Annotated in this window: 24 protein-coding genes; 5 read left to right on the top strand and 19 right to left on the bottom strand. The window is 73.3% G+C overall.

What is annotated here, in order from left to right:
• The first annotated feature begins 34 nt into the window (after nt 1-34).
• Both L6E12_RS08205 and L6E12_RS08200 read left to right on the top strand, forming a co-directional pair.
• Nucleotides 35-1,036 (top strand): hypothetical protein, encoded by a 1,002-nt coding sequence (locus L6E12_RS08205; RefSeq protein ID WP_236227279.1) that lies wholly within the window; start codon nt 35-37, stop codon nt 1,034-1,036.
• Nucleotides 1,027-2,220 (top strand): hypothetical protein, encoded by a 1,194-nt coding sequence (locus tag L6E12_RS08200; protein ID WP_236227278.1) that lies wholly within the window; start codon nt 1,027-1,029, stop codon nt 2,218-2,220. Before L6E12_RS08205 ends, L6E12_RS08200 begins: the two co-directional genes overlap by 10 nt.
• Before the next feature lie 26 nt (nt 2,221-2,246).
• On the opposite strand, the gene L6E12_RS08195 is transcribed toward L6E12_RS08200, so the two are convergent.
• Nucleotides 2,247-2,978 (bottom strand): SDR family oxidoreductase, encoded by a 732-nt coding sequence (locus tag L6E12_RS08195; protein ID WP_236227277.1) that lies wholly within the window; start codon nt 2,976-2,978, stop codon nt 2,247-2,249.
• A 101-nt stretch (nt 2,979-3,079) separates the two neighbouring features.
• On the opposite strand from L6E12_RS08195, the gene L6E12_RS08190 reads away from it, so the two are divergent.
• Complete coding sequence (locus L6E12_RS08190; RefSeq protein ID WP_236227276.1) at nt 3,080-3,910, top strand: helix-turn-helix transcriptional regulator; 831 nt, start codon at nt 3,080-3,082, stop codon at nt 3,908-3,910.
• Between the two features lie 168 nt (nt 3,911-4,078).
• Here L6E12_RS08190 and L6E12_RS08185 read toward each other — a convergent pair whose 3' ends face one another.
• The 15 genes from L6E12_RS08185 to L6E12_RS08115 form a co-directional block, all read right to left on the bottom strand.
• Complete coding sequence (locus tag L6E12_RS08185; protein ID WP_236227275.1) at nt 4,079-4,564, bottom strand: quercetin 2,3-dioxygenase; 486 nt, start codon at nt 4,562-4,564, stop codon at nt 4,079-4,081.
• A gap of 10 nt (nt 4,565-4,574) precedes the next feature.
• A complete protein-coding gene (locus L6E12_RS08180; protein WP_236227274.1) occupies nt 4,575-5,108 on the bottom strand; it encodes a VOC family protein in 534 nt (177 codons plus the stop codon).
• Nucleotides 5,105-6,325 (bottom strand): sedoheptulose 7-phosphate cyclase, encoded by a 1,221-nt coding sequence (locus L6E12_RS08175; RefSeq protein ID WP_236227273.1) that lies wholly within the window; start codon nt 6,323-6,325, stop codon nt 5,105-5,107. Before L6E12_RS08175 ends, L6E12_RS08180 begins: the two co-directional genes overlap by 4 nt.
• A complete protein-coding gene (locus tag L6E12_RS08170; protein WP_236227272.1) occupies nt 6,322-7,557 on the bottom strand; it encodes a DegT/DnrJ/EryC1/StrS aminotransferase family protein in 1,236 nt (411 codons plus the stop codon). Before L6E12_RS08170 ends, L6E12_RS08175 begins: the two co-directional genes overlap by 4 nt.
• Nucleotides 7,526-9,028 carry a GMC oxidoreductase gene (locus L6E12_RS08165; RefSeq protein ID WP_236227271.1) on the bottom strand — a complete coding sequence of 501 codons (1,503 nt, stop codon included), beginning with the start codon at nt 9,026-9,028 and terminating at the stop codon, nt 7,526-7,528. Before L6E12_RS08165 ends, L6E12_RS08170 begins: the two co-directional genes overlap by 32 nt.
• A 22-nt stretch (nt 9,029-9,050) precedes the next feature.
• A complete protein-coding gene (locus tag L6E12_RS08160) occupies nt 9,051-9,416 on the bottom strand; it encodes a cupin domain-containing protein (protein WP_236227270.1) in 366 nt (121 codons plus the stop codon).
• 2 nt (nt 9,417-9,418) lie between these two features.
• Nucleotides 9,419-10,126 carry a cupin domain-containing protein gene (locus tag L6E12_RS08155; protein ID WP_236227269.1) on the bottom strand — a complete coding sequence of 236 codons (708 nt, stop codon included), beginning with the start codon at nt 10,124-10,126 and terminating at the stop codon, nt 9,419-9,421.
• Nucleotides 10,119-10,502, bottom strand: a complete 384-nt coding sequence (locus L6E12_RS08150) for a cupin domain-containing protein (protein WP_236227268.1) — start codon at nt 10,500-10,502, stop codon at nt 10,119-10,121. The genes L6E12_RS08155 and L6E12_RS08150 overlap by 8 nt, the downstream gene beginning before the upstream one ends.
• Entirely contained in the window at nt 10,499-10,825 is a 327-nt protein-coding gene (locus L6E12_RS08145) for a hypothetical protein (protein ID WP_236227267.1), read from the bottom strand. Before L6E12_RS08145 ends, L6E12_RS08150 begins: the two co-directional genes overlap by 4 nt.
• Nucleotides 10,822-11,232, bottom strand: coding sequence for a cupin domain-containing protein (locus L6E12_RS35340; protein ID WP_236227266.1), 411 nt, complete (start codon nt 11,230-11,232; stop codon nt 10,822-10,824). Before L6E12_RS35340 ends, L6E12_RS08145 begins: the two co-directional genes overlap by 4 nt.
• Nucleotides 11,229-11,498 carry a phosphopantetheine-binding protein gene (locus tag L6E12_RS08135; protein WP_236227265.1) on the bottom strand — a complete coding sequence of 90 codons (270 nt, stop codon included), beginning with the start codon at nt 11,496-11,498 and terminating at the stop codon, nt 11,229-11,231. The genes L6E12_RS35340 and L6E12_RS08135 overlap by 4 nt, the downstream gene beginning before the upstream one ends.
• Nucleotide 11,499: 1 nt before the next feature.
• On the bottom strand, nt 11,500-13,071 hold the full coding sequence (locus L6E12_RS08130) for a (2,3-dihydroxybenzoyl)adenylate synthase (RefSeq protein WP_236227264.1): 1,572 nt from the start codon (nt 13,069-13,071) through the stop codon (nt 11,500-11,502).
• A 34-nt stretch (nt 13,072-13,105) separates the two neighbouring features.
• Nucleotides 13,106-14,143 carry a ketoacyl-ACP synthase III family protein gene (locus tag L6E12_RS08125; protein WP_236227263.1) on the bottom strand — a complete coding sequence of 346 codons (1,038 nt, stop codon included), beginning with the start codon at nt 14,141-14,143 and terminating at the stop codon, nt 13,106-13,108.
• Nucleotides 14,140-15,486 (bottom strand): salicylate synthase, encoded by a 1,347-nt coding sequence (locus tag L6E12_RS08120; protein WP_236227262.1) that lies wholly within the window; start codon nt 15,484-15,486, stop codon nt 14,140-14,142. The genes L6E12_RS08125 and L6E12_RS08120 overlap by 4 nt, the downstream gene beginning before the upstream one ends.
• A gap of 161 nt (nt 15,487-15,647) precedes the next feature.
• Complete coding sequence (locus L6E12_RS08115; RefSeq protein WP_374201849.1) at nt 15,648-16,790, bottom strand: 3-deoxy-7-phosphoheptulonate synthase; 1,143 nt, start codon at nt 16,788-16,790, stop codon at nt 15,648-15,650.
• A 352-nt stretch (nt 16,791-17,142) separates the two neighbouring features.
• Between L6E12_RS08115 and L6E12_RS08110 the strand changes: the two genes are divergently transcribed.
• Nucleotides 17,143-18,609 (top strand): NAD(P)/FAD-dependent oxidoreductase, encoded by a 1,467-nt coding sequence (locus L6E12_RS08110; RefSeq protein WP_236227261.1) that lies wholly within the window; start codon nt 17,143-17,145, stop codon nt 18,607-18,609.
• Nucleotides 18,610-18,652: 43 nt separating this feature from the next.
• Here the strand turns inward: L6E12_RS08110 and L6E12_RS08105 are convergent, their stop codons facing one another.
• Complete coding sequence (locus tag L6E12_RS08105; protein ID WP_236227260.1) at nt 18,653-19,429, bottom strand: SDR family NAD(P)-dependent oxidoreductase; 777 nt, start codon at nt 19,427-19,429, stop codon at nt 18,653-18,655.
• A complete protein-coding gene (locus L6E12_RS08100) occupies nt 19,429-20,070 on the bottom strand; it encodes an LmbU family transcriptional regulator (RefSeq protein ID WP_255683102.1) in 642 nt (213 codons plus the stop codon). The genes L6E12_RS08105 and L6E12_RS08100 overlap by 1 nt, the downstream gene beginning before the upstream one ends.
• Nucleotides 20,071-20,628: 558 nt before the next feature.
• Here L6E12_RS08100 and L6E12_RS08095 point away from each other — a divergent pair.
• Nucleotides 20,629-22,218, top strand: a complete 1,590-nt coding sequence (locus L6E12_RS08095; protein ID WP_236227258.1) for an FAD-dependent oxidoreductase — start codon at nt 20,629-20,631, stop codon at nt 22,216-22,218.
• A 56-nt stretch (nt 22,219-22,274) separates the two neighbouring features.
• Here the strand turns inward: L6E12_RS08095 and L6E12_RS08090 are convergent, their stop codons facing one another.
• Nucleotides 22,275-22,994 carry a class I SAM-dependent methyltransferase gene (locus tag L6E12_RS08090; protein ID WP_236227257.1) on the bottom strand — a complete coding sequence of 240 codons (720 nt, stop codon included), beginning with the start codon at nt 22,992-22,994 and terminating at the stop codon, nt 22,275-22,277.
• Nucleotides 22,995-23,102: the final 108 nt, after the last annotated feature.

The raw sequence follows: 23,102 nt of genomic DNA, 5'->3' as shown, positions 1-23,102 counted from the left end.
GGAGACACCGATCGACAGCCAGCGAGCAGGGTGGGTGAAGGCCCTCACCGGGAGCACCGTGACGGCCGCCCTGGGCATCGTCATCAACGTCGCGACCGACCTCAAGAGCAGCGTGTGGGCGTGGCTCGCGGTCGTGGTCCTGGTGGTCGCGGGGGCGGCGGTCGGGTTCGGGGCGGAGAAGCGCGCGAGGTCGCGGGTGCCCGCCGGTGGGCAGGAGGCGCCCGCGCCGGGGGCCGTGAGCCAGGCGAACCACGGCAGGCAGGGCGTGCAGGTGAACGTGGGCGGCTCCAGTGAGCGGATCACGGTCAAGTCGCGGTCCGGCACCGCGGGGCTCACCGTCGGTGTGCTGGTCGTCGTGGCGACGCTCGCCGGGATGGTGGCGGGGGCGTGGCTGTTGCAGCGGTCCGAGCCCGCCACGGCGGATTCGGCGGCCGGTGGGGCGCCGAACTGGGCCGTGTCGATGGGGCCGGACCAGTGCGAGACCGGGTGGGTGGTGCCCGACCGGGGGCAGTCGTCGATCCCGGTGCCGCGGGAGGGGCCGCCGGACGGGGCCGCGCTCAGCTCGGGTGGGCACGTCGAGGTCACGTTCCAGGGGGCGAGCGACACGGCGACCGTGCTGCACTCGATCTCGGTCGAGGTGGTGTCCCGGTCCGCGCCGCTGGGCGGGATCTACCTGCCGGGCACGTGCGGCAGCGACGTGACACCGCACCACTACGCCACCGACCTGGGCGCACCGCGACCCCGGGTCGTCCCGGTGCCGGGTGAGCAGGGTGGCCAGGTCGTCCCCGCCCAGGAGTTCAGCTTCAAGGTGGCGAAGGACGACGTGGAGAAGGTGATCGTCGTGCCCACCGCGTCGAGCGGGTACGTGGAGTGGTACCTGCACGTGCGGTGGAGTTCCGGCAGCGCGCAGGGTGACCTGCGGATCGACGACGGCGGCAAGCCGTTCCGGACGACCGCGGCCACGGCGGCGCGGAAGTGGTGCACGAAGGACTCCACCACCTGGACCGAACCGGACGGGAGCCCGTCGTGCGCCTGATCCGACTGCCGGTGGCTGTCCTGACGATCGCGCTGGCCGCCGCCTGCGGGACCGACGCCGCTCCTCCCCCGCCGACCACGCCCGCCGCACCGGCCCCCCGCTGGGTCGCCGCCTCCCCCGGGATCCCGCCGGACCGGCTCACCAGCCTGGAAGGCGGCGCCGGGTGGGACCGGGGGTTCGTCCTGGCCGGGCACCACCTCGTCCCGGCCGCACCGAACAGCCGGGGCCAGGTGAACGACCTGGTCAGCGACGTCTACACCTCCCCCGACGGCGGGACGTGGGCCCCGGCGGCGCTGGACGGCATCCGGCAGCTCGGACACCAGACGCCGGTGGCGGGTCACCGGGGCACCGCCTACGTCCTGGGCGCCACCACGAGCGGGGCGGCGGTCTGGCGGTCCGAGGACGGCGTCTCGTGGTCCGCGCTCCCCCTGGCGGGCAGCGAGCCGGGCGAGGCGCTCTCGGCGGTGGCCGCCGGACCGCGCGGCGTGGTCGTGGTCGGCTTCGACCGCCCCATGGCCGTCCTGGACACCGACCGCATCGACAACCGCGACCACGACGGCCTGCGCGTCTGGCACTCGACCGACGGGAAGACCTTCACCGGGCCGGACGCGATCGACGCCCCCGGCCTGCGCTCCGGTTACCTGCCGGACGTGACCGCCACCGCAGACGGGTTCACGGTCTTCGGCGTGACCGGCGACCCCGACAGCGGCACCACCATGCTCTCCTCGGCCGACGGGACCGAGTGGACCACCGACGACCCCGGCCCCGTGCGCGGCAGGGTCCTCTCCCTGACCAGGAAGGACGACCTCACGGTCCTGTTCACCGACCCGACCACAACCGACGGCGACCTCGGGCCGACGGCCTGGCGCCGCGGAACCGGCGACTGGACCGCCTCCCACGACGTGACCGTGGGCGTGCTGCCCGACGCCAACGTCGACAAACCCGAAGCGCAACGCATCCGCCAGGTGACCGCCTGGCGGGGCTGGCTCATCGCGACCGGCTCCTCCTCCGGCGGCGGTGGCGTGTGGCTGTCCTCGGACGCCGCCCGCTGGGAACGGGTGCCGGTCAAGCAGAACGGCTTCGGCACCGCGGGCAGCCTCAGCGCCTTCACCAACAACACCACCGCCCTCCTCGCGGGCGACGCCTCGGACGGCGGTCCGCTGAGGATCTGGACGAGCGCCTGACGTCGAGCCTGGTCAGCAGGAACCCGTCAGGGGCGCTGGGCGGTGGGGCGGACGATGATCTCGTTGACGTCGACACCGGCCGGTTCACCGACGGCGTAGGCGATGGCCCTGGCGATCGTGTCGGCGGGGACGGTGTTCCTGCGGTAGGTGCGCATCGCCTCCCGGGCCGTGGGGTCGGTGATGTGGTCGGCGAGTTCGCTCTCCACGACCCCGGGCGAGATGGTGGTGACCCGGATGGACGGGTCGAGTTCCTGGCGGAGCCCCTCGGTGATGGCCCACGCGGCGAACTTGGTCGCGGAGTAGACCGCCGAGGTGGGGACGACCTCGTGGGCGCCGACCGAGGCGACCGTGACGAAGTGGCCGGAGCCCTGGGTGCGGAAGTGCGGGAGCGCGGCGGCGATGCCGTGCAGCAGGCCCTTGACGTTGACGTCGACCATGCGGTCCCACTCCTCGACCAGCAGCGCGTCCATCCGGGACAGCGGCATCACGCCAGCGTTGTTGACGATCACGTCGAGCCTGCCGTGGTCGGCGACGACCGCGTCGACGGCGGCGCGGACGGCGGCGGCGTCGGTCACGTCGAGGGCGTGGGTCGACGCGGAGCCGCCGGAGGCGGTGATGGCGTCGGCCACCCCGGTGAGCAGGTCGGTGCGGCGGGCGGCGAGGACGACGTGGTGCCCGGCCCCGGCGAGGGCCGTGGCGGTGGCGGCGCCGATCCCGCTGCTGGCACCGGTGATGAGGACGACCTTGTTCGTGTTCATGCCATCGAGCCTGCCGAGGCGATCCGCCCCGGAGAAGGCCGCCGCGAACCTGGGAGCACCGCACCCACCCTCACCCGCCCGCGCCGACCTACCCTGGTGCCATGAGCGCCCTCGGTGACCACCTCCGCGCCCGGCGTTCGGCCACCACCCCCGCCGACGCGGGTCTGCCCGACACCGGCCGCAGGCGCGTGCCCGGGCTGCGCCGGGAGGAGGTGGCGATGCTCGCGGGCATGAGCGTCGACTACTACACCCGCCTGGAACAGGGCCGCGAGACCAGCCCGTCCGGGCAGATCCTCGACGCCCTGTGCGCGGCGCTGCGCCTGGACGAGGACGGGCGGCAGCACCTGTACCGGCTCGCCGGGCTCAGCCCGCGCGGCGACGGCTCCGGCGGTTCCGAGCGCGTCGACCCGGCGCTGGCGCAGCTCATGGACGCTTGGCCGCACCACCCCGCGCTGGTCCTGGGCCGCGCGTACGACGTGCTGGTGGCCAACCGCCTCGGCGAGGCGCTGTTCTCCGGCTTCCCCACGACCCGCAACCTGGTGGAGAAGGTCTTCCTCGACCCCCACTCCCGGTCGTTCTACGCGGACTGGGACGCGGTCGCGGCGAACACCGTCGCGGGCTTCCGGTTGCTCGAAGGCGCCGCGCCGCAACACCCGCGCGTCCGCGCGGTGGTCGACGACCTGCTCGGCCGCAGCCCGGAGTTCGCCCGGATGTGGGCGCAGCACCGGGCCAGGGGCAAGCGGATCGAGACCAAGCGGTTGGTCCACCCCGAGGTCGGCGCCCTCACCCTGCGGATGCTGTCCTTCGACGTGCGCTCCGCGCCGGGGCAGGAACTCATCGTCTACCAGGCCGAACCGGGATCGCCGAGCGCCGACGCCCTGGCCCTGCTCGGCACCCTCGCCGCGACCACCGCCGACGACGGCCGCCGGTAGCGTCAGGCGGTGAACTCGAGCGGGGCGGTGGCGCAGGCAACGGTGTAGTTCCCGGGCCGACCGGGCCCCCGCGCCCGGGGGCCCGTCACGGTTGAGCAGCACGACCCCGCCGCACCCCGGCGCGGCGCTCCGCGTGGTCTCCGGGGTGGCGGACGCCTCGGTGGGTGGTCAGCGGCCCGCCTCGGTCTCGGTGCGGGGGCCCTCCCAACCCAGGTCGGCGGCCAGTCGGGTGGCGCGCTCGAAGCGGTCCGGGCCCCAGCGCGGGATGGGTTGGCCGGGCACGGCCAGGTCGCCCGCTCGGAGGAAGAGTTCCTCGAAGCCCGCCGGGGTGTAGAGGAACACTGTGCGGGCGACGTGCGCGCTGGTGTTGCGGAAGCGGTGCGGGGTGCCGCGGGGGACGAAGACGAAGTCGCCCGCGCAGCCGGTGAAGACGTCGTCGCGGACGTGGAACTCGAGTTCGCCGGACAGGACGTAGAAGGCCTCATCCTCGCGGGTGTGGATGTGCAACGGGGGGCCGCTGCCGGGCGGGATGGAGGACTCCAGCACCGACAGGGCGCCCGCGGTGGTCGAGGTGTCCGCCTTCACCGTGTAGGCGCTGCCGTCGAACCAGGTGGTGGTGCCCTGGCCCGCGGGGACGTGCAGGGGTTCGGTCACGGGGTCCTCCTCACTCGGTCGACCAGGGACCGGTCGGTCGGTACAGGCGGTGGGCGGTCCGCTGCTCGTACGGGGCGCCGGGCGGCAGGTTGATGAGTTCGAGCTGCATCCCCCACGGGGTCCGGAAGTACACCCAGCGGTCACCGGTGATCGGGCCCTCGGTGATGGTCTCCGGCTCCCCCATGACCACGACGCCGGGCCGGGTGCGCAGGTGGGCCGCGGCGGCGTCGACGTCCTCGACGTGGATGGCCAGGTGGTGCCCGCCCCAGTCGCTGTTGCGGGGCAGGACTCGGCGCTGGTCGGGCGAGGTGTACTCGAACAGCTCCAGGTTGGTGACCGGACCCAGGCGGAGCATGGCGATGCGGGCCGTGGCCCGGGGGTGGACGTCGAGCTTGCGGGTCATCCAGTCGCCCTCGCCCGCGACGCGGTCGATCGTGTAGACCTCGCGGGCGCCCAAGACGTCGACGAAGAAGCGCACCGCTTGGTCCAGGTCGGGCACGGTGTAGGCGACGTGGTGCACGGCCACAGCCCCGGGCAGGGTCACGACGCCCCTCCCGCGGTCGACGCGTCCACCGCGGGCGCCGCGAGGCCGCGCAGGGTCTCCGACGCGCCTGCCAGCTCCGCCACGGTCAGGTCGTCGACGAAGCAGGCGCGGCCGATGCCGACCGGCAGCGGCATGCGCTGCCTACCGTCGCGGTGGCGGGTGGTCTCGCGCAGGGCGTGCTCGAGCAGGTCCGGTGCGAGCAGCGGGTGCCACACCGGCAGGCGCAGCCTGCGCATCAGGTCCAGGACCCGCTCGCGATCGCGCCGCGACACCAGACCGCGCCCCTCGGCCAGCACGGTGGTCAGCGCCATGTCGACGGTGACGGCCTCGCCGTGCAGCAGGGCGGGCAGGGCGCGCATCTCCAGGGTCGGGCTGAACGAGTGCCCGTAGTCGACCACCCGCTCCAGTTGCCGCTCCCACAGGTTCGGCTGCAACTCGGCCAGCATGCCGTCGACGGCGCGGCCGACCACGTCCTTGGCGACGACCTCGCCGGTCAGCGTGCGCCCGGTGAGCCGCTCGGCCAGCAGCAGCTCGGCGTACTCCTCCAGCAGCTCGAACAGCCGAACATCGGCGACCAGCGCCATCTTGAGCACCTCGGCCAAGCCGTTGCTGACGTTGCGGTCGTCGAGCGTGGCCAGGAAGCCGCGGTCGAGCAGTGCCACCGTGGAGGCGAAGTAGGAACCCAGGCGGTTCTTGTGGCAGCCGAAGTTGACACCGGTCTTGACCCCGACGCCCGCGTCGACCAGGCCGAGCAGCGACGTCGGCACCCGGATGTAGGGGGTGCTGCGGCGGTAGAGGCTGCTGGCCAGGCCGACGATGTCGAGCACCACGCCCCCACCGATGCCGATGACCGGCTCGTGCCTGCGGGCGATGCCGAAGGCGTCGAGGCCGCTGACGACCTCGATCACCGCATCCATCGTCTTGGACTCCTCGGAGGCGGGCAGCACGCACAGCGCGTGCTCGCAGCCGTGGTGGTCGAGGTAGTGGCGGATGTCGTCGCCGTAGAGGGCGTGGACCTTGGCGTCCACGACGACGAAGCGGCGCGGTCCGGAGCCGCGCCCGGTCGCGCCCGCCTCGATCAGCGCCGGGTTGTCCGGGTCGAGGACCCCGTCCACGGTCCGCACTTCGTAGGTCACCGACTGCTGCGCCCGGACCCGCCAGTGGTGCGGCGGGGTGCCCGTCTGCGCCAGTCCCGGTTGGACGGCTGGTGTCGTCATGTCCTCGCAACCACTTCTTCGACGGCGGAGCGCACAGCGCCCGCCACGGCCTCGATCTCGGTGCGGGGCGAGAACGGCGTGATGCCGAACCCGCCGCCGATGTAGGCGTCGGACACCCCGACCGACAGCCCGACCGATCGGGCCAGCAGGTCGTCGGTGCGGGGCAGGGAACGGGGGGCGTAGCTGTGCTCGGTGGGGTGCGCCGGGCACCCGAAGGGGTGGTCCGACGGCGCGGGGGTCCGGCGGCCGGTGAGCTGGGGCATGTTGCCGTAGTAGTGGCGGCCGGAGTCGATGAGCGTGCTGGTGCCCAGCCGGACCGCGACGTCGCGGGCGGCCACGGCGGAGTCGAAGCGCAGCACCAGGAACGTGGCGCAATCGCCGTCGGGATCGGTGACCCTGGCGGGCGCCACCCCGGGTAGCTCGCCGATGGCCTCCGACAGCGCGGTCTTCTGCGCGCGCAGCGCACCCAGGATGTGGTCGATCTTGCGGAGCTGGCCGAGGGCGACCGCGGCGCTGAGTTCGTGCATGCGCAGGTTGAGCCCGAACAGCGAGTCGGCCTCGGCGATGCCCTGGCGCAGCGGGCGCATGCCGTGGTCGTGGAAGGCGAAGGCGCGCTCGTAGGCGGTGTCGTCGGCCAGGGTGAGCAGGCCGCCGTCGCCGCTGGTGATCACCTTGAACAGGTTGAGCGAGAACGCGCCCGCGTCACCGACCGTGCCCAGCGCCCGGCCCCGGTGCGTGCCGCCCGCGGCCTGCGCCACGTCCTCGATGAGCAGCAGGCCGTATTCGTCGGCGACGGCCCGCAGCTCGTCCAGGGCGGCGGGCGCGCCGAGCATGTGCACCGCGATGACCGCCCTGGTGGCCGGGGTGATCCGGGCGCGCACGTCGACCGGGTCGAGCGTCAACGTGTCGTCCACCTCGGCCAGGACCGGCACCGCGCCGCGGTGCACGACCGCGGCGATGGTCGCGATGAACGTGTACCCGGGCACGATCACCTCGTCACCCGGCCCCACCCCCAGCGCGGCCAGCGCGGTGAGCAGCGCCGACGTGCAGCTGTTGACGGCCAGCACGTGCGGCGAGCCGGTGCGCGCGGCGAACTCCAGCTCGAGCGCGCGCACCATCGACGGCTCCGGCGAGTCGTCGGAGCGGTAGCGGTTGATCTGCCACTCGTCCAGCGCCCGCTGGACGAGTGCCCTCTCCTCGTCACCGAGGAACAGGTAGCCGGGTCCGCTCATCAGCGCGCCTCCCTCCGGTGGTGTGGTCGGCCGCGCCGAGCAGGCGGCGGGCCGCGCGCAGCGCTGTGGCCACGCTGGTCAATGTGGGGTTGCTGGCGTTGCCGGTCGGGATGAGGCCGTTGCCGCCGAGGACGAGGTTGTCCACGCCCCAGACCCGGCTGTCCCGGTCGACCACGCTGGTGCGCTCGTCGTGGCCCATCCGCACCGTGCCCGCGATGTGCAGGGGCAGGGTGGGCAGGACGAACCGCGGCTCGGAGCCGGGCAGGTACGGGCCCAGCGCGCCTGCGGCGCGGCGCAGGTCCCGCACCATCCGCCGCTGGCGCTCGCGGTCGGCCGCACTGAGCGTGAACTCGAACCGCGGCGCGGGCAGGCCGAAGGCGTCGCGGGCGTGGTCATCGAAGCGCACCCGGTTGTCCCGGACCGGGTCGACCAGGCCGAACCAGCGCAGGTCGACCACCAGCCGGTCGTCCACCTCCGGGTGCGGCAGCGCGCCGTCGTAGGGCAGGTCGCGGTGCACCTGGCAGTGCCACGGCCGCTCCTGCGAGACCGGAATCCACACGTTGGGATCGCCGTCGCCGTCCGGGAACGGCGCCGGGCCGACCACCTCGTCGCGCAGCACGACCTGGCAGAAGCCCACCGGCTGCTCGGTGAGGTAGCGGCCGAGCGCGGGCGGGCGCAACCCGGAGGCGTGCAGCAGCTGCGGGGTCAGCACGGCCCCGCAGGCGACGACGACCGTGTCGGCCGCCACCCCCAGCGGCTGCCCGGTCATCAGGTCCTCGACCTCGGCCCAGGCGATCCGGGGGCCCTCGCGCACCAGCCGCCTGCACAGGTGCTGTTCGCGCAGGGTGAAGCGCGGGTGGCCGTCGGCGAGTGGGCCGAGGACGGTGTCGGCACCGCTCCAGTGCACCAGCGCGGGGTGGTCGGGGTCGCGGCGCGCGGCCATCGGCAGGTGCTGGACCCGGTACGGGTCGGGCAGTTCGGTGTACTCGGCGCGCAAGGCGGCGAGCACGGCCCGGTGCGACGCGGCGCCCTCGCTCAGGTCGGCGCGGGTGCCGAGCAGCACCTCCGCGTCGGTGTAGAGGGCGTCCCACTCCTCGGCGGGCAGCGTGTCGGCGCGTTCGACCCGGGGATGGTGGCGGGGCGTGACACCGGTCCAGTGCGTAGCCATTCCGCCCACGGCGTAGGTGGCCACCCCCGCTTCCAGGCTGATCATCGCGTCTGCCTCGGCCGGGCCGGGGGCGGCGGGCGCCAACGGGTGCAGGTGTGCGCGCACCAGCGCGCCGAACCGCTCGTGGTTGCGCTGGTAGGCGAAGCCGTTCTTCAGGTGCGCGCCGGGGCGGCGCGACAGTTGCGGCCCGGCGTCGACCATCAGCACCTCCCGCCCGCCCTCGACCAAGGTGCGCGCGAACGCAGCCCCGACCGGGCCGGACCCGACGATGAGGACGTCGGTCTCGATCTGCCGGTGGGTCATCGGTTTCTCCCTCCTCTGGGGCTCAGTCGGCGGGGGTGCGCGGCGGCAACGGGCCGCTCAGCTCGGCGGGCATCAGTTCGAGCAGCAGCAGTTCCACCGACTCCTCTCCGGCGCCGCGCCAACTGCCGCCCGCGGCGCGGGGCAGCAGCAGCACCTCGCCCTGGCGGACGGTCACCCGGCCGCCGGGCCCGGTGAACTCGCCCGCGCCGCGCAGCACGAACCACACCTCCTCGACATCGCCGCTGCCCGACCCTTCCAGGGTGGCGCCCGGGGCGAGGCGGACGAAGTCGAAGGACTCGCACTCGCTGAACAACATCCCGCGTCTACCCAGGCACCGCCACGCCGTGCCGTCGGTGGTGCGGGTGAGCCCGTCGTGCGTGTTGGACACGATCACCGCGCACCGCCCGGGACGGCCAGGCTGACGACGAAGAACTCCAAGCCCCCCGGACCGCCGCGCAGCCGCGCGCGGCCCCGGTGCGGTACCCCGACCGACACGCCGCGGCGCAGCGGGACATCGGTGGTCCCCGCCGTCGCGGTCCCCGTGCCCGCCAACGCGAACAGCACGTGCTCCTGCTCGTCGGCCACCAGTTCCACCACCTCGTCCGGTCCGGTGTGGATGACCCGGGCCCGGCGCAGCGGCCCGGCCAGGTAGTCCAACGCGGCGACCTCGCGGACCTCGCGCAACGGCACCACCTCGGCGCGCACCGGCCCGGGGCGCCCGGTGACACCGGGCGCCATGCCCGGCCCGGTCACCTCCACCACCAGCCAGACCAGGTCGTCCGGCCCGGTGTTGCGGATGCCGTGCCGGGTGCCCAGGCACGTGGTGACCAGGTCACCCGCGGTGACCTGGTGGTCGACGCCGTCGATGGTCATCACGCCGGTGCCGGAGACGACGAAGTCGAACTGCTCGGTACGGCTGTGCAGGTGTACGCCGCTGGCCCCGCCGGGCGGCAGCCACGAGCACTCGACCGCCTCCCACGGGCCCGCCAGGTTATTGCGCCGAACCAGGCACTTCCACTGCGCGACCTTCTCACCGCCGTGCATCTCGTAGACGTGCGACGGCTCATCGAGAGTCGTGACGACGAGGTGGTCAGCCACGGCCCGCCCCCTCGAAGACGGGCACGCGGGCGGGCAACCGGTCGGTGACGCCCGCGGGCAGCACGGCGAGCGCGACCAGTTCCAGCTCCGAGTCCGCGCGCAGCGACCCGCCCGCGCCACCGCGCCAGAGCACGAGGTCACCGGGGCGCAGCGGCACCCAGTGGTCGGGCGCGTCGTGGAAGCGGCCCTCGCCGCGCACGACGAACCAGGCCGCCTCGACCCCGGCGCGCCCGCGCCCATCGCGCTCGGCGCCCGGCGCCAGCACCAGGTGGTCGACCGCCTCGCACTCGCTGTGCAACATCCCGCGCCGGGCCAGGCAGCGCCACGCGGCGCCGTCGGCCGAGCGGCTGGGCCGGGCGGTACGGGTGGTGATCACGACCGCTCCCCCGCCGCTCCCGGCGTGGCCAGGCTGGCGATGAACAGCTCCAGGCCCTCCTCGCCCGCCTCTGCGGTGACGCTGCTGCCCAGTGGCAGGGTCACCGCGACGCCGGGACGCAGCTCGACGGTCGTCGCGCCGCTCACCGCGCGCCCGCCGCCCGCGACGGTGAACAGGGTGTGCTCGTGGTCGTCGGCCACCAGTTCCTCCCGCTGGCCCGGTTCGAGCCGCGGCAGCCGGACTCGGCCCAGCGGACCGGTCAGGAAGGCGCGCGCGTCGACCTCTCCCACCTCGCGCAGGTTGATCACCACGGCGTTGCTCATCGCGGTCCCCCGTTCTCGACGTGCTCTTGGTGTTCTGAGTAGACGGTCGCCGTCAGCGGCCCGACGACCTCGATCACGAGCCAGGTCAGCCGCTCGGCACCGGTGTTGAGCAGCCCGTGCCGGGTGCCCAGGCCGTTGACGACCAGGTCGCCCGCGCGCACCGGGTGCTCGCGGCCGTCGAGCAGCATCACTCCGGACCCGGTGAGGATGAAGTACAGCTCCTCGGTGCGGGTGTGCACGTGCTCGCCGCTGAGCCCGCCAGGCGGCAGCGCCGCCCACTCCACGGCCTCCCACGAGCCGAACAGGTCGTTGCGCCGGGCCAGGCACTTCCACCAGGACACACCGTCGGCACCGTGCACACCGTGCACGGTGGACGGGTCGACGACATCGGCCACCACCGGGCTCACGCGCCACCCCCGGACCGCAGGGTGCCCAAGTGCGCCAGCCAGCCGTCGAGGGTGGGCGCGGCGGCCAGCTCCTCGAACACCACCGGCAGCCGGTCCCGGCGCCAGCGGCCCACCAGCCGCATCATGTCGAGCGAGCTGAGCCCCAGCAGGATCAGGTTGGCCCCACCGGGGATGTCCTCGGGCGCGATGCCCACCAGCGGGGCGACCAGCTCGCGCAGCTCGCGCTCGTCCGGGGGTGGCGGGCCAGTCGGGTTCTCGGCTTCCATGTCATCCTCCCTGGTTCGGGGCGAGCCGGTGCAACGCCTTCTTGTCGACCTTGCCCAGTGGGGTCAGCGGCAGCTCGTCGACGACCTCGACCTGGTCGGGCAGCTTGAAGTCGGCGAGCCCGCGCGCCCGCAGCGCGGCGGCCACCTCCTGGCGGGTCGGGTGCTGCCCGGTGACCACCAGGTAGGCGCACGTCCGCTCGCCGAGCAGCTCGTCCGGCACACCGACCACCGCGGCCCGCACGACGCCGGGGTGGGCCAGCAGGTGGCCCTCCACCTCCTCGGCCGAGACCTTGTCGCCGCCGCGGATCACCACGTCCTTGATCCGCCCGACCACGACGAGGTCGCCGCGGTCGGTCACCCGGACCAGGTCGCCGCTGCGGTAGTAGCCGTCGGCGGTGAACGCCACCGCGTTGTGTTCGGGGGCGCGGTAGTAGCCGCGCGGCGTGTAGGGGCCGCGCACGAGCAGTTCACCCACCTCCCCGGGCGGCACCTCGCGGTCGTCCGGGCCGACGACGCGGATCTCGTCGGCGGGCGAGAGCGGGCGGCCCTGGGTGCCCAGCACCACCTCCGGGGGGTCGTCGGAGCGGGTGAGCGTGAGCAGGCCCTCGGCCATGCCGAACACCTGTTGCAGCCCGCACCCGAACGCCGGGCCGACCCGCTCGGCGACCGAGCGCTGCAACACCGCGCCGCCGATCTGCACCACGCGCAGGCTCGACAGGTCGGCGTCGGTCCACTCCACCGCCTCCAGCCACAGCTGGGCGACGCTGGGCACGACCGCGGTCACGGTGACCCGCTCCCGCTCGACCGCGCGCAGGCAGTCCTCGGCCGTCGGGTCGTCGGCGAGGACGACCGTGCCGCCACGGGCGAGCGTACCGAGCACACCGGGGCAGCCCCAGGTGAAGTTGAACTCCAGCGGCAGCACCGCGAGGTAGACGTCCGATGTGGACACACCGAGCAGCGCGGCGGCGGCACGTGCCTGGTAGGTGTAGTCGTCGTGGGTGCGCGGGATGACCTTGGGCAACGCGGTCGTCCCGCCGGAGAGCAGGAAGAACGCCACGTCCGACGGGTCCTGCGCGGGCAGCTCGACCGGCTCGGCATCCACCTCGGCCAGCGCGGCGATCCCGTGGCCGCCGGTGAGGCTGAACAGCCACCGCAGCGCGGGCGCGCCCGCCAGGACCTCCCTGGCCAGCCCGTGGTGGTCGAAGCCGCGGTGCTTCCCGGGGAACACGTAAGCGACCGCTCCGGTGATCGCGCAGAGGTGCCCGATCTCCTGGGAGCGGTGCGCGGTCAGCGCGAACACGGGCTTGGCGCCGAGCCGGGCCAGCGCGAGACAGACGGCGACGAACTCCGGCACGTTGGGCAGTTGCACCAGCACCCGGTCGCCCGGGGCGATCCCCCGCCCGGCGAAACCCGCGGCCACCCGGTCCACCCAGTGGTCCAACTCGGCGTAGGTCAGCCGCCGGTCGCGGTGGACCAGGGCGGTGGACGGCCCGAAGCGCCGCGCGGAGTCGCGCAGCAGCGCGCCGAGCGCCTCACCGCGCCACAGCCCGGCCTCCCGGTAGCCGCGCGCCACGTCATCCGGCCAAGGTGTCCAGCCGTCCAGCACGTCAGACCACCTCGGGGGGCGCGGTGAGGATCCGCACGACGGCGGCGCCCATCGACGCGCCCGCACCGGAGGACACCAGCAGCACGTGGTCACCGGGGCCGACCTGGCCGGAACGCCACAGGTGGTCCAGGCCGAGGAACACCTCGGTGACCCCGGCGTGGCCGATGCGCCGAATGTGCTCCCACACGCCGCGGTCGGCGTCGATGCCCAGCGGCGCCAGGAACATCGCGTCCAGCGATTCCCAGCCGAAGCCGGGGTGGGCCACCCTGGCGACCTCGTCGAGGGTGATGCCTGCGTCCTCCAGCACGGCGTCCACCACCTCGGTGATCTTGTCGCCGAAGTAGCCGATGGGCGGGGCCACGCCGCGCGCCCACAACCGGCGCACGTGCTCGCGGCGCCGGTCGAAGTCCAGCGGGACCCCCAGGGTCACCCCGGGCGGGAACAGCGGGTCGCCGCCCCGGTCGAGCACCTCCATCCTGGCGTCGGACACCGAGCCGATGGCCAGCAGCCGGGCGAACCCACCGGTGCGCGACACGGCCACCGCCGCGGCCGAGTCGGCCAGCAGGAACGCCGAGGACGTGCGCCAGCGGTCGACGAGCGGGACGGAGAAGTTGTCGGCGGCGGTGACCAGCGCGGCCGGGTGGCTCGGGTTGGCCACCAGCCGGGTCACGGCCAGCTCCAGCGCGGCCAGCCCGCCCAGGCAGCCCTGGCGCACCTCGATCGCGGGCACCGGCCGGTCGAGGGTGTTGTTGAGGATGTAATGCGCGGGAGACCACGCGTCCGGGCCCTGGTGGTGGGCGTGGCTGTGCAGCAGCACGCCGAAGTCGTCGGTGTGGTGCGCGCAGCCGCGCAACGCGGTCCCGACCGCCTCCACCGCCATGTCCGGCGCGGGCCGGTTGCCCGCCACCGAGACCGAGAGGATTCCCGAGGCCTCGCGCGCCGCCGCGTCGTACCAGCCGCGCTCGACCGCGTGCTCGGTGCTGACCCGCTCAGGCACAACAGTGCCCAGGCCCGCGAGGTGGATGCCATCGGTCCTCATGCGCGCACCCGTACCGGGACCTGCGCAGGCACCAGGAACCGCGCGACGCTGTCGAGCTTCTCACAGGTCTCCTCGAACTCGCGGGCGGGCTCGGATTGACCGACTATGCCCGCGCCTGCGCGCAGCCAGGTGCGCCCGCGGGCGCGGTAGACGGTGCGCAGCACGAGCGCGGCGTCGAGCGCACCGGACTCGTCGACGGTGAGCACCGCCCCGCCGTAGAGGCCGCGCGGTTCTGGCTCGTGCCTGCGGATGGCGTCGTAGGCGGCCTCCTTGGGCACGCCGGAGGCAGTCACCGCGGGGAAGACCGCGGCGAAGGCGTCCCAGGCGTCGGCACCGGACACCAGTCTGCCGGTGACCCGGGAGGCCAGGTGCTGCACGCTGCCGCGCTGCTCCAGGCTCATCAGGCCGCGGACGGTGACCGAGCCGGGCTCGCACACGGTGAGCAACTCGTCGTTGCCGACCTTGACCGAGATGGCGTGCTCGTAGACCTCCTTCTGCGAGGCCAGCAGTTCCTCCCCCAGCCGCTGGTTGGCGGCCGGGTCCGGGGTGAGCGCGCGGGTGCCCGCCAGCGGCTGGCTGGCGACCACGCCGTCGGCGGTGACGCTGACGACGATCTCCGGGCTGAACCCGGCGGCCTCCAGCGCGCCCAGCCGCAGCAGGAACGAGCGCGCGGGGGTGTTTCCGCGCCTGCCGAGCACGTAGGTGCCGACCAGGTCAACGCCCCGGTCGACCTCGACCAGCCGGGACAGGATGACCTTCTGCAACCGGTCCTCGGCGATCTCGCCGACCGCGGCGGCGACCGACGCGCAGTACCGCTCCCGGCCGACCTGCCGCACGTCCAGCGCCACCGGGTCCTGAACCCGGGGGGCGTCGGGGGCGGCGAGCAGGTCCAGCAGCGCGGCCAGGGCGGTCTGGTCGGCGCAGCGCACGTGCGCGCGCCCCGCTGACAGCCGCACCTCGCTGACCGGGACGACGAGGTGCAGCAGGGTCTCGTCGTCCAGGTGCGCGCGGTCGCCGCCCTTGGCGTAGGACAGCTCGAACGCGGCGGTGCCGTAGGCCCGCCATCCCGGCACCGGCACCCGCGCCAGCAACGCGCGAACCTGGCCCAGCGGGTCGCCGTCCCAGGGCAGCCGCGCGGTGGCGGCTCCGTCGAGGGTGGCCCCGTGCCGGTCGAGCCGGACCTCGGCGAGCGCGCCGCCCGCGTAGCTCCAGGTCCCGCCGTCCTCGTAGACGACGAAGTCCTCGTGCGGCCCGGACCCGGCCAGCCGGGCGACGAGCGCCAGCGGGTCGCCCGTGAACCCGACGTCCAGCTCCGCGTAGCGCGGTGCGTCTGTACTGCCCATGCCCAGCGACCTCGATTCCGGGAAACGGCGACAGGGAGGAGATGAAATGCGGCGTTGAATTCCTTGCGCGCAACACTGCATGTCAGGAGAAAGGAAGATCAATCGGGTCTCTCCGATCGGGCGACCCGGGCGACGGCATTTCCAATGCCCGCCACCCGATCCTAGGGGCTCTTCGCGGTGCCCGGCAAGGCCCGCCACGCGGAAACCACCTCGATCGCCTGCTCAGGGTTCAACCGGGGGTCGCACAAACTCGTGTACCCGTCGCCGCGAGAATCGATCCCGGACTCGTCGGCGGCGCATTCGGTGACCGGGTCCGGGGTGGTCTCCAGGTGCAGCCCGCCCGCCACCCCGCCGCCCGCGGCGACTGCCTCCTGGAAAGCGACGACCTCCCGGACGACGGTCGTCAGCACCCGGGTCTTGCGCCCGTCGGGGGTGGCGACGGTGTTGCCGTGCAGCGGGTCGGTGAGCCAGATGACCGGGTGCCCGGCCGCGCGGACGGCGGTCACCAGCGGCGGCAGCCGCGCGGCGACCGCGTCCGCGCCCATCCGCGCGACGAAGGTCAGCCTGCCCGGTTCGCGGTGGGGGTCGAGCCGCGCGCACAGCGCGAGCAGATCGGCCACGGCGACGCCGGGACCCACCTTGGCCGCCACCGGGTTCGCCACCCCGGCGAGCATCCCGGCGTGCCTGCCGCCCGCCCGGTTGGTGCGGTTGCCGATCCACGGCCAGTGCGTGGAGGTGAGGACCCGCTCCGGCCCGTCGCGGCGCAGCAGCGGCTCCTCGTAGTCGAGCAGCAGGGCCTCGTGGCTGGACCAGACGCCGGTGCCGCGCAGCAGGCCCAGCACGGTGCTCGCGGCGTCGTAGCAGCTCAGCAGGCGTCGCGGGTCGGGTCTGCGGCTCGCCGGGTCGGGCTCGGGGCCGTTCACCAGGTGCCCCCGGTAGACCGGCAGCTCCACCCCGCCGACCGACTCGGTGGCCCGCGAGCGCGGCTTGGCGTACTGCCCCGCGATCCGGCCGACGCGCACCACGGGGGTGCCCGTGGTGCGCTCCAGCTCGCCCGCCAGCAGGTCGAGCAGCACCACCTTCCCGGCGACGGCGGCCGGGCCGCGGTCGGCCGGGTCCTCGGCGCAGTCGCCCGCCTGCAGCACGTGCGCCTCGCCCGCGGCCACGTCCGCGAGCAGGGACCGCAGCGCGCGAACGTCGTCGGCCCGCACCAGTGGCGGCTTGGCCGCCAGCTCGCGCCGCACCAGCAGCGCGCGCCCGGCGTCGGGCCACACGGGTTGTTGGTCGGTTGCCTGTGCGGGCAAGACCGGCATTTCTGTGCGCACCAGGGCCTCCGGTGGTGATCGCGTTCCGCCCGACGTCGCGCGCGCAGCCATTGGGGACATTTCACGTCCGGGCTGCGAAAAGGTCGCTGGGGATTCGACGGGAACGCTAGCAGAACCGGCCGACAGCGCCCAGGCTTTTCCGCTCGACTGTCCCGCCGGCGGGACAAAGCGTCCGACCGAAGCCGATTTCGTTGAACTCAGAGCTGATCACCCATAAAGTACCGGGGTGCTGGGGTGCCGGGCGACCCGCCTGCCGCCCAGCCATTTCCGCATTCGTCAGCGGCACAATCCCCATCGGTGGCCGGCGCGCGGCCCCGGAATGGAGTGAATCGTGGCAAATCCCACCCAGGTGCTGGTGATCGGCGGCGGCCCCGGGGGCGCCACCGCGGCGGGCCTGCTGGCCCGCGAGGGCCTCTCGGTGACGCTGTTGGAGAAGCAGCACTTCCCGCGCTACCACATCGGCGAGTCGCTGCTGCCGTCCTGCCTGCCGATCCTGGAGCTGCTCGGGGTGCGCGAAAAGGTCGACGCGCACGGCTTCCAGGAGAAGTGGGGCGCCTACTTCGACTGGGGCGGCGAGAACTGGGACGTCACCTTCGGAGCCTCGGCCGAGGAGCGGCGCTACTCGTTCCAGGTGGACCGCTCGACCTTCGACAAGCTGCTGCTCGACCACGCCCGCGAACTCGGCGTACGGGTTGTCGAGGGCGCCGAGGTCAAGCGGCTCGGCTTCGACGGTGAGCGGCCCACCTCGGCGGTGTGGACGCTCGACGGGTCGACCGAGGAGCAGGTCACCCACTTCGACCACGTCATCGACGCCTCCGGCCGGGCGGGTCTGCTCAACACCCGGCACCTGCGCGGCAGGCGCTACCACGACGTGTTCCGGAACATCGCCGTGTGGGGCTACTGGGAGCGCGCAAAGCCGCTCGCGCAGGGCCCGGACGGGGCGATCGCGATCGGCTCGGTCGAGGACGGCTGGCTGTGGGGCATCCCGCTGGCAGGCGGGAGGTTCAGCGTCGGGCTGGTCACCCACCGGGACGTGTTCAACGAGAAGCGGCAGGCGGGCGCGACCTCCGAGGAGCTCTACCACGCCGCCATCGCCGAGAGCGGGCTGCTCGGCGACCTGTTGGCCACGGCGGAACTGGTGACCGACCTGCGCACCGAGAAGGACTACTCCTACACCTCGGAGCGCTTCGCCGGGCCGGGCTACTTCCTCGTCGGCGACGCCGCCTGCTTCCTGGACCCGCTGCTGTCGACCGGCGTGCACCTGGCCATGTACAGCGCGATGCTGGCCGCGGCCAGCCTGGCCAGCGTGACCCGCGGCGAGTTCGCCGAGGCTGAGGCCCAAGCCCTCTACGAGCGGTCCTACCGGCAGGCCTACCTGCGGCTGCTGGTGGTCGTGTCCAACCTGTACCAGCAGAACAAGGGCAAGGACTCTTACTTCTGGGAGGCGCAGCGGTTGACGCTGCGCGATTGCAGCGCCGAGGAGCTCAAGCAGTCGTTCGTGGAGATCGTGTCCGGCATCGAGGACCTGCGGGACTCGCAGGCCGCGCTGGACCTGGCGGTGGAAACCACCGGCAGGGCGATGTCGGAGTGGGAGGGCTGGAACTGGCGTTCCTCGTCCGGGGAGCGGTGGGGCAAGGCGGACCCGAACGAGCCGACAGCCGACGACCCGGAGACGGCGGGCGCGCGGGCGCAGTTCTTCGACACCGCGTTGCAGCGCACGGCCGGGCCCGCACCCGAGGGCGCCAAGGGCCTCTACGTGGTGACCGAGCCGCGGCTGGGCCTGGCCGTCTACGGGTGAGGCGCACCGCCCGCCCCGGTCCCCCGGGGCGGGCGGTCCCGCGTCAGAACGTCTTGGTCATGCCGCCGTCGACGACGATGTCCGCGCCGCTCATGTTGGGCACCTTGCGCGAGGCCAGGAACACCACCAGCGCGGCGATCTCCTCCGGTGCGGCGAACTCGCCGGTGCTGAGCCCGATCGCGGCCGGGATCTTGTCCTTGAACTCCTCCAGCGTCGAACCCGCGCGCTGGGCCAACTGCGCGCCGGGACCGTGCGGCGAGGACCACAGGTCGGTCCAGGTCGGCCCCGGGGAGATCGTGTTGACCCGCAGGCCCTGACCGCCGAACTCCTCGGCGAGCGCCTTGCCCAGGTTCGACACCGCCGCCTTGACCGCCGACTGCGCCACCAGCCTCGGCTGCGGGACCTTGCCGTTGACCGAGCTGATGTTGATGATCGCGCCGCGCCGATCGAGCAGGCTGGGCAGCGCCGCGCGGGTGGCGCGGATGTTCGAGAGCAGGGTGAGGTTGACCGTGTGCAGCCACGCCTCGTCGTCGAGCTGGAGGAACCCGCCGGGCGGGGTCGAGGTGCCCGCCACGTTGTTCACCAGCAGGTCCACCCCACCGTGCCGGTCGATGGCGTGCCGGATGAGGCGCGCGGGCTCCTCCGGCAGGCCCAGGTCGACCTCGACCGCGTCGGCGGCCAGCTCATCAAGCGCCTCCGTGACCGTGCGGCTGCCCGCGACGACGGTCCAGCCGTCCTCTACGAGCGCGCGCACGACCGCGAGCCCGATCCCCCGACCGGCCCCGGTCACCACGGCCACGCGGGGTGTGCTTGTCGTCATCAGCTCTGTCCTCCACCAGGTTTCGGTTTTTGTTGGACGGGAACCACCGGGCGACCGCGCCCCCCGTCGGCCCCCGCGGCTCGGTGCTGGTCGCGCCCGGGCGGTTCGGTGCCCAGCGCGTCCTCGGCGGCGCGGTCGAGCATGAGCACCATCCAGCGCTCCAAGTGCTCCTCGGAGCGCAGCGCGGCTGCCCGCCACCGCTCCATGCGCTCGCGCGCGACCGGGACCCTGGGCATCAGGGTCGACGCAGCCACCGCCTTCGCTTCCTCACGTGTCGTGCGCAGCCTGCGGCGCAGTTCGTTGCGCGACCACCCGCCGTCCTCGGCGCGACGCAACCACTCGTCCTGGTCCTCGACGTCCAGCGACGCGACCTCGGCGTGGTGCTGGAAGCTCAGCTCCGCGCGCCGCCGGTCGAACGGGAACCGGCGGGTGACCCAGGCGTAGTTGCGCAGTGTCTGGTAGTCGAGCCCGGCGACCTCGATCGCGCGGGTGTAGCGGTCAGCGTAGTTCTCTTGGCCGCAGACCAGCCAGTCGCCCAAGCACCACGCGGAGGAGTCGAGGACACCCGCGAGCTGGACACCGGCGCGTTCCCAGGTTTCGTAGGTCAAACCGGGCGGGAAGCGCAAGCCGACGCGGGACATCATGACCCGGTCATCTCGTTCTCCCCGCCTGCTCTGCGCGATTTCCTGCGCGCGCCCGCCTCGTCCCGCTCGTGACACGACTCCCCCTCAGGCCTCGCCATGCGTGCGGTGGGGTTCTGATGCGGGGTTCAGCCGGGACGACCGACGCCGACACCCCCGTACCGCGTTCCCCCCAGTCCGCAGGCCATTTCCAGGGCTGAACCAGCCGTCCGCACACGGACGCGCGAAGTCGAACCCCAGTGCGATCGACTATATCGCATGCCGAGCGACCCTCACCGCGATCTCAGGTGTCGGCGATCACTGGCGCGGCGTGTCCGAAACCCGCACCACGCGACGGATCAATCCCCGAAACCCCCCGAGCGTTTTTGTGTAACCTCGCGGGCGCACAAGCGAACACGTCGGCGCGGATGGGGACGCCGACCCGGGGGATTTTGCGGGAAGGTACAAAGTTCACCGTTGTGGGTGAACGGCTTCTGTTGCGCGTCCGAACGCACCCGCAGCACCGCTCTTCCACCGTGCCCGCGGGCGTGTTCAGCGGTACCAAGTGGGGAGAGGACAATGGACCTAGAGGTCGCCGAGAACGCGGCGGAGCACACCGGCGGGGACTTTCCGCCGGTGACGATCAAGCCGGGCGACCCCCGGTACGACGAACTGGTCACCGGGGACAACCAGCGCTGGGTCGGGTCGCCCGACTACATCGTCCTGGCGCGCACGACCGCGCAGGTGGTCGACGCGGTGCAGGCCGCGGTCCTGTCGGGGCGCCGCGTCGCGGTGCGCAGCGGCGGGCACTGCTACGAGGACTTCGTCAGCAACCCGGACGTGCGCGTCGTGATCGACCTGTCCGAATTGGACGATGCGGGTTACGACCCGGCCATGCGAGCGTTCGCTGTGCAACCGGGCGTCAAGCTGCTGGACCTCTACGAGACCCTGTACAAGCGGTTCGGCGTCACGTTGCCCGGCGGTCGGTGCTACTCGGTCGGCGCGGGGGGCCACATCTGCGGCGGTGGCGACGGCCCGCTGTCGCGCAGGCACGGTCTGACTGTCGACCACCTGTACGCGGTGGAGGTGGTGACCGTCGACCGCGCGGGCAAGGCGCGCGCCGTCGTCGCCACCCGCGAGCCCGACGACCCCAACCGCGAGCTGTGGTGGGCGCACACCGGTGGCGGGGGTGGCAACTTCGGCGTCATCACCCGCTACTGGCTGCGCTCCCCCGGTGTCGACGGCGCCGATCCGACTCGCGCGCTGCCCAAGCCGCCGCCGACGGTGCTGCTCAAGGGCGTGGCGTTCCCGTGGGCCGACCTGAGCCTGGAGAGGTTCACCAGGCTCGTGCGGAACTTCGGCTCCTGGCACGAGCGCAACAGCGCCCCGGGGACCCCCTCGGTCGCCCTGTCCGCCTCGCTGGCGCTCAACCACAGGTCCAACGGCAGCGTGTCGGTCTTCGTCCAGGTGGAGGGCGACGCCCCGGGCGCCGACGGCTTGCTGTCGGACTTCCTCACCGAACTCCAGGCGGGGGTGACGACCCAGGTCCTGCCCATCACCAGCACCGCGGGTGAGTACGGCCCGATGCCGCAACTGGTCAACGCCCAGCGCCTGCCGTGGTTCCACGCGGTCCGCTACCTGGCGACGAACTCGCCGGTGCTGACCAACCCGACCCTGCGCGCCGACCACAAGTCGGCCTACCACCGCAAGGGCTTCACCGACGAGGAGGCGGCCAAGATCTACGACCACCTCACCACGCCGGACATCGCCAACCCCAACGCGATGGTCCTCCTGCTCCCCTACGGAGGTCAGGTCAACGCGGTCACCTCGGAGGCCACCGCCGCCGCGCACCGCTCAGCGGCCTTCCAGGCCCTCTACCAGAGCTTCTGGTCCACCCCCGCCGAGGACGCCACCAACCTGGCCTGGGTCAGGAACTCCTACGCCGACGTCTACTCGGACACCGGTGGCGTCCCGGTCCCCAACGACCGGACCGACGGCGCGTACGTCAACTACCCGGACACCGACCTGTCGGACCCGGCGTACAACAAGTCGGGCGTGCCGTGGAGCACCCTGTACTACAAGGGGAACTACCAGCGGTTGCAGCTCGTGAAGGCGAAGTGGGACCCGACCAACGTGTTCCGGCACGGGCAGTCGGTGCGGCTGCCCTGAGCGCGGTGTTGCTGGTGGGTGTCCTTGGCGCCCACCAGCAACCAGGGGATGCGGGCTCAGGCGGTCTTCTGCGCCAGGAACAGGTACTCCCGGCCGGGCCGGTCCGGCGCGTCCCGCACGTCCCGGACGGTGAAGCCGTTGGCGGACAGGGTTTCCTCGACCTCCGGCCGGTCGCGGAACCTGAGTGTGGAGTCCGAGCGGAGGGTCAGCCCGTCCGAGGCGAAGGTGTAGGTGGTCCGGAAGGACACCAGGGGCAGTGCCACCTCCGTCACCTCCCTGCGCTCCTCGACCGCGCCGACCCCGGGGACGTCCACGACGCGGCGACCGTCCCACTCCTCCCACGCCCGATATTCCGGCCGCCGCGTCTCGAACGCCAGGTGGCCGCCCGCGCGCAGGGCGCCGTGGACGCCGCGCAGCGTGGCCGCCCAGGCGTCGTCGGTGAGGAAGACCTGGGCGGTGTTGCCGGTCATGGTGGCCAGGTCGGCCGCCAGCGGCGGGAGGGTGGTGGCGTCGCCGTGCAGCCAGGTGATCGGGCCGGGGGCGGGTTTGGCCCGCGCCACGCCCAGGGACGCCTCGGCGGGGTCCACGGCGGTGACCCGGCGGCCGGTGGCGGCCAGCAGGAGGGGGAGGGCGCCCGTTCCGCAACCGAGGTCGAGGACGTGGCGGGCCTCGACCTCGGTGGCGATGCGGAGGTAGGCGTCGAGGTCGTCGCGCTCACCGTTGACCGCGTCGTAGACCCGGGCCAGTCGGGGGTGGGTGAAGGCTGTGTCCGGCATGGGGACCACCCTGCCGGACGGGGCTCAGGTCCGCACCGGGGTTGACACCGCCGCGCCCGGCGCGTACCCGAGCTGCCAGGCCGTGTTCGCGGCGTGGTCCAGCCGTCC

Source organism: Actinokineospora sp. PR83, assembly GCF_021056305.1.
Classification (GTDB): Bacteria; Actinomycetota; Actinomycetes; order Mycobacteriales; family Pseudonocardiaceae; genus Actinokineospora; species Actinokineospora spheciospongiae.
The sequence above is the reverse complement of the archived record's forward strand: the minus strand, read 5'-3'. Positions and strand labels throughout refer to the sequence as shown.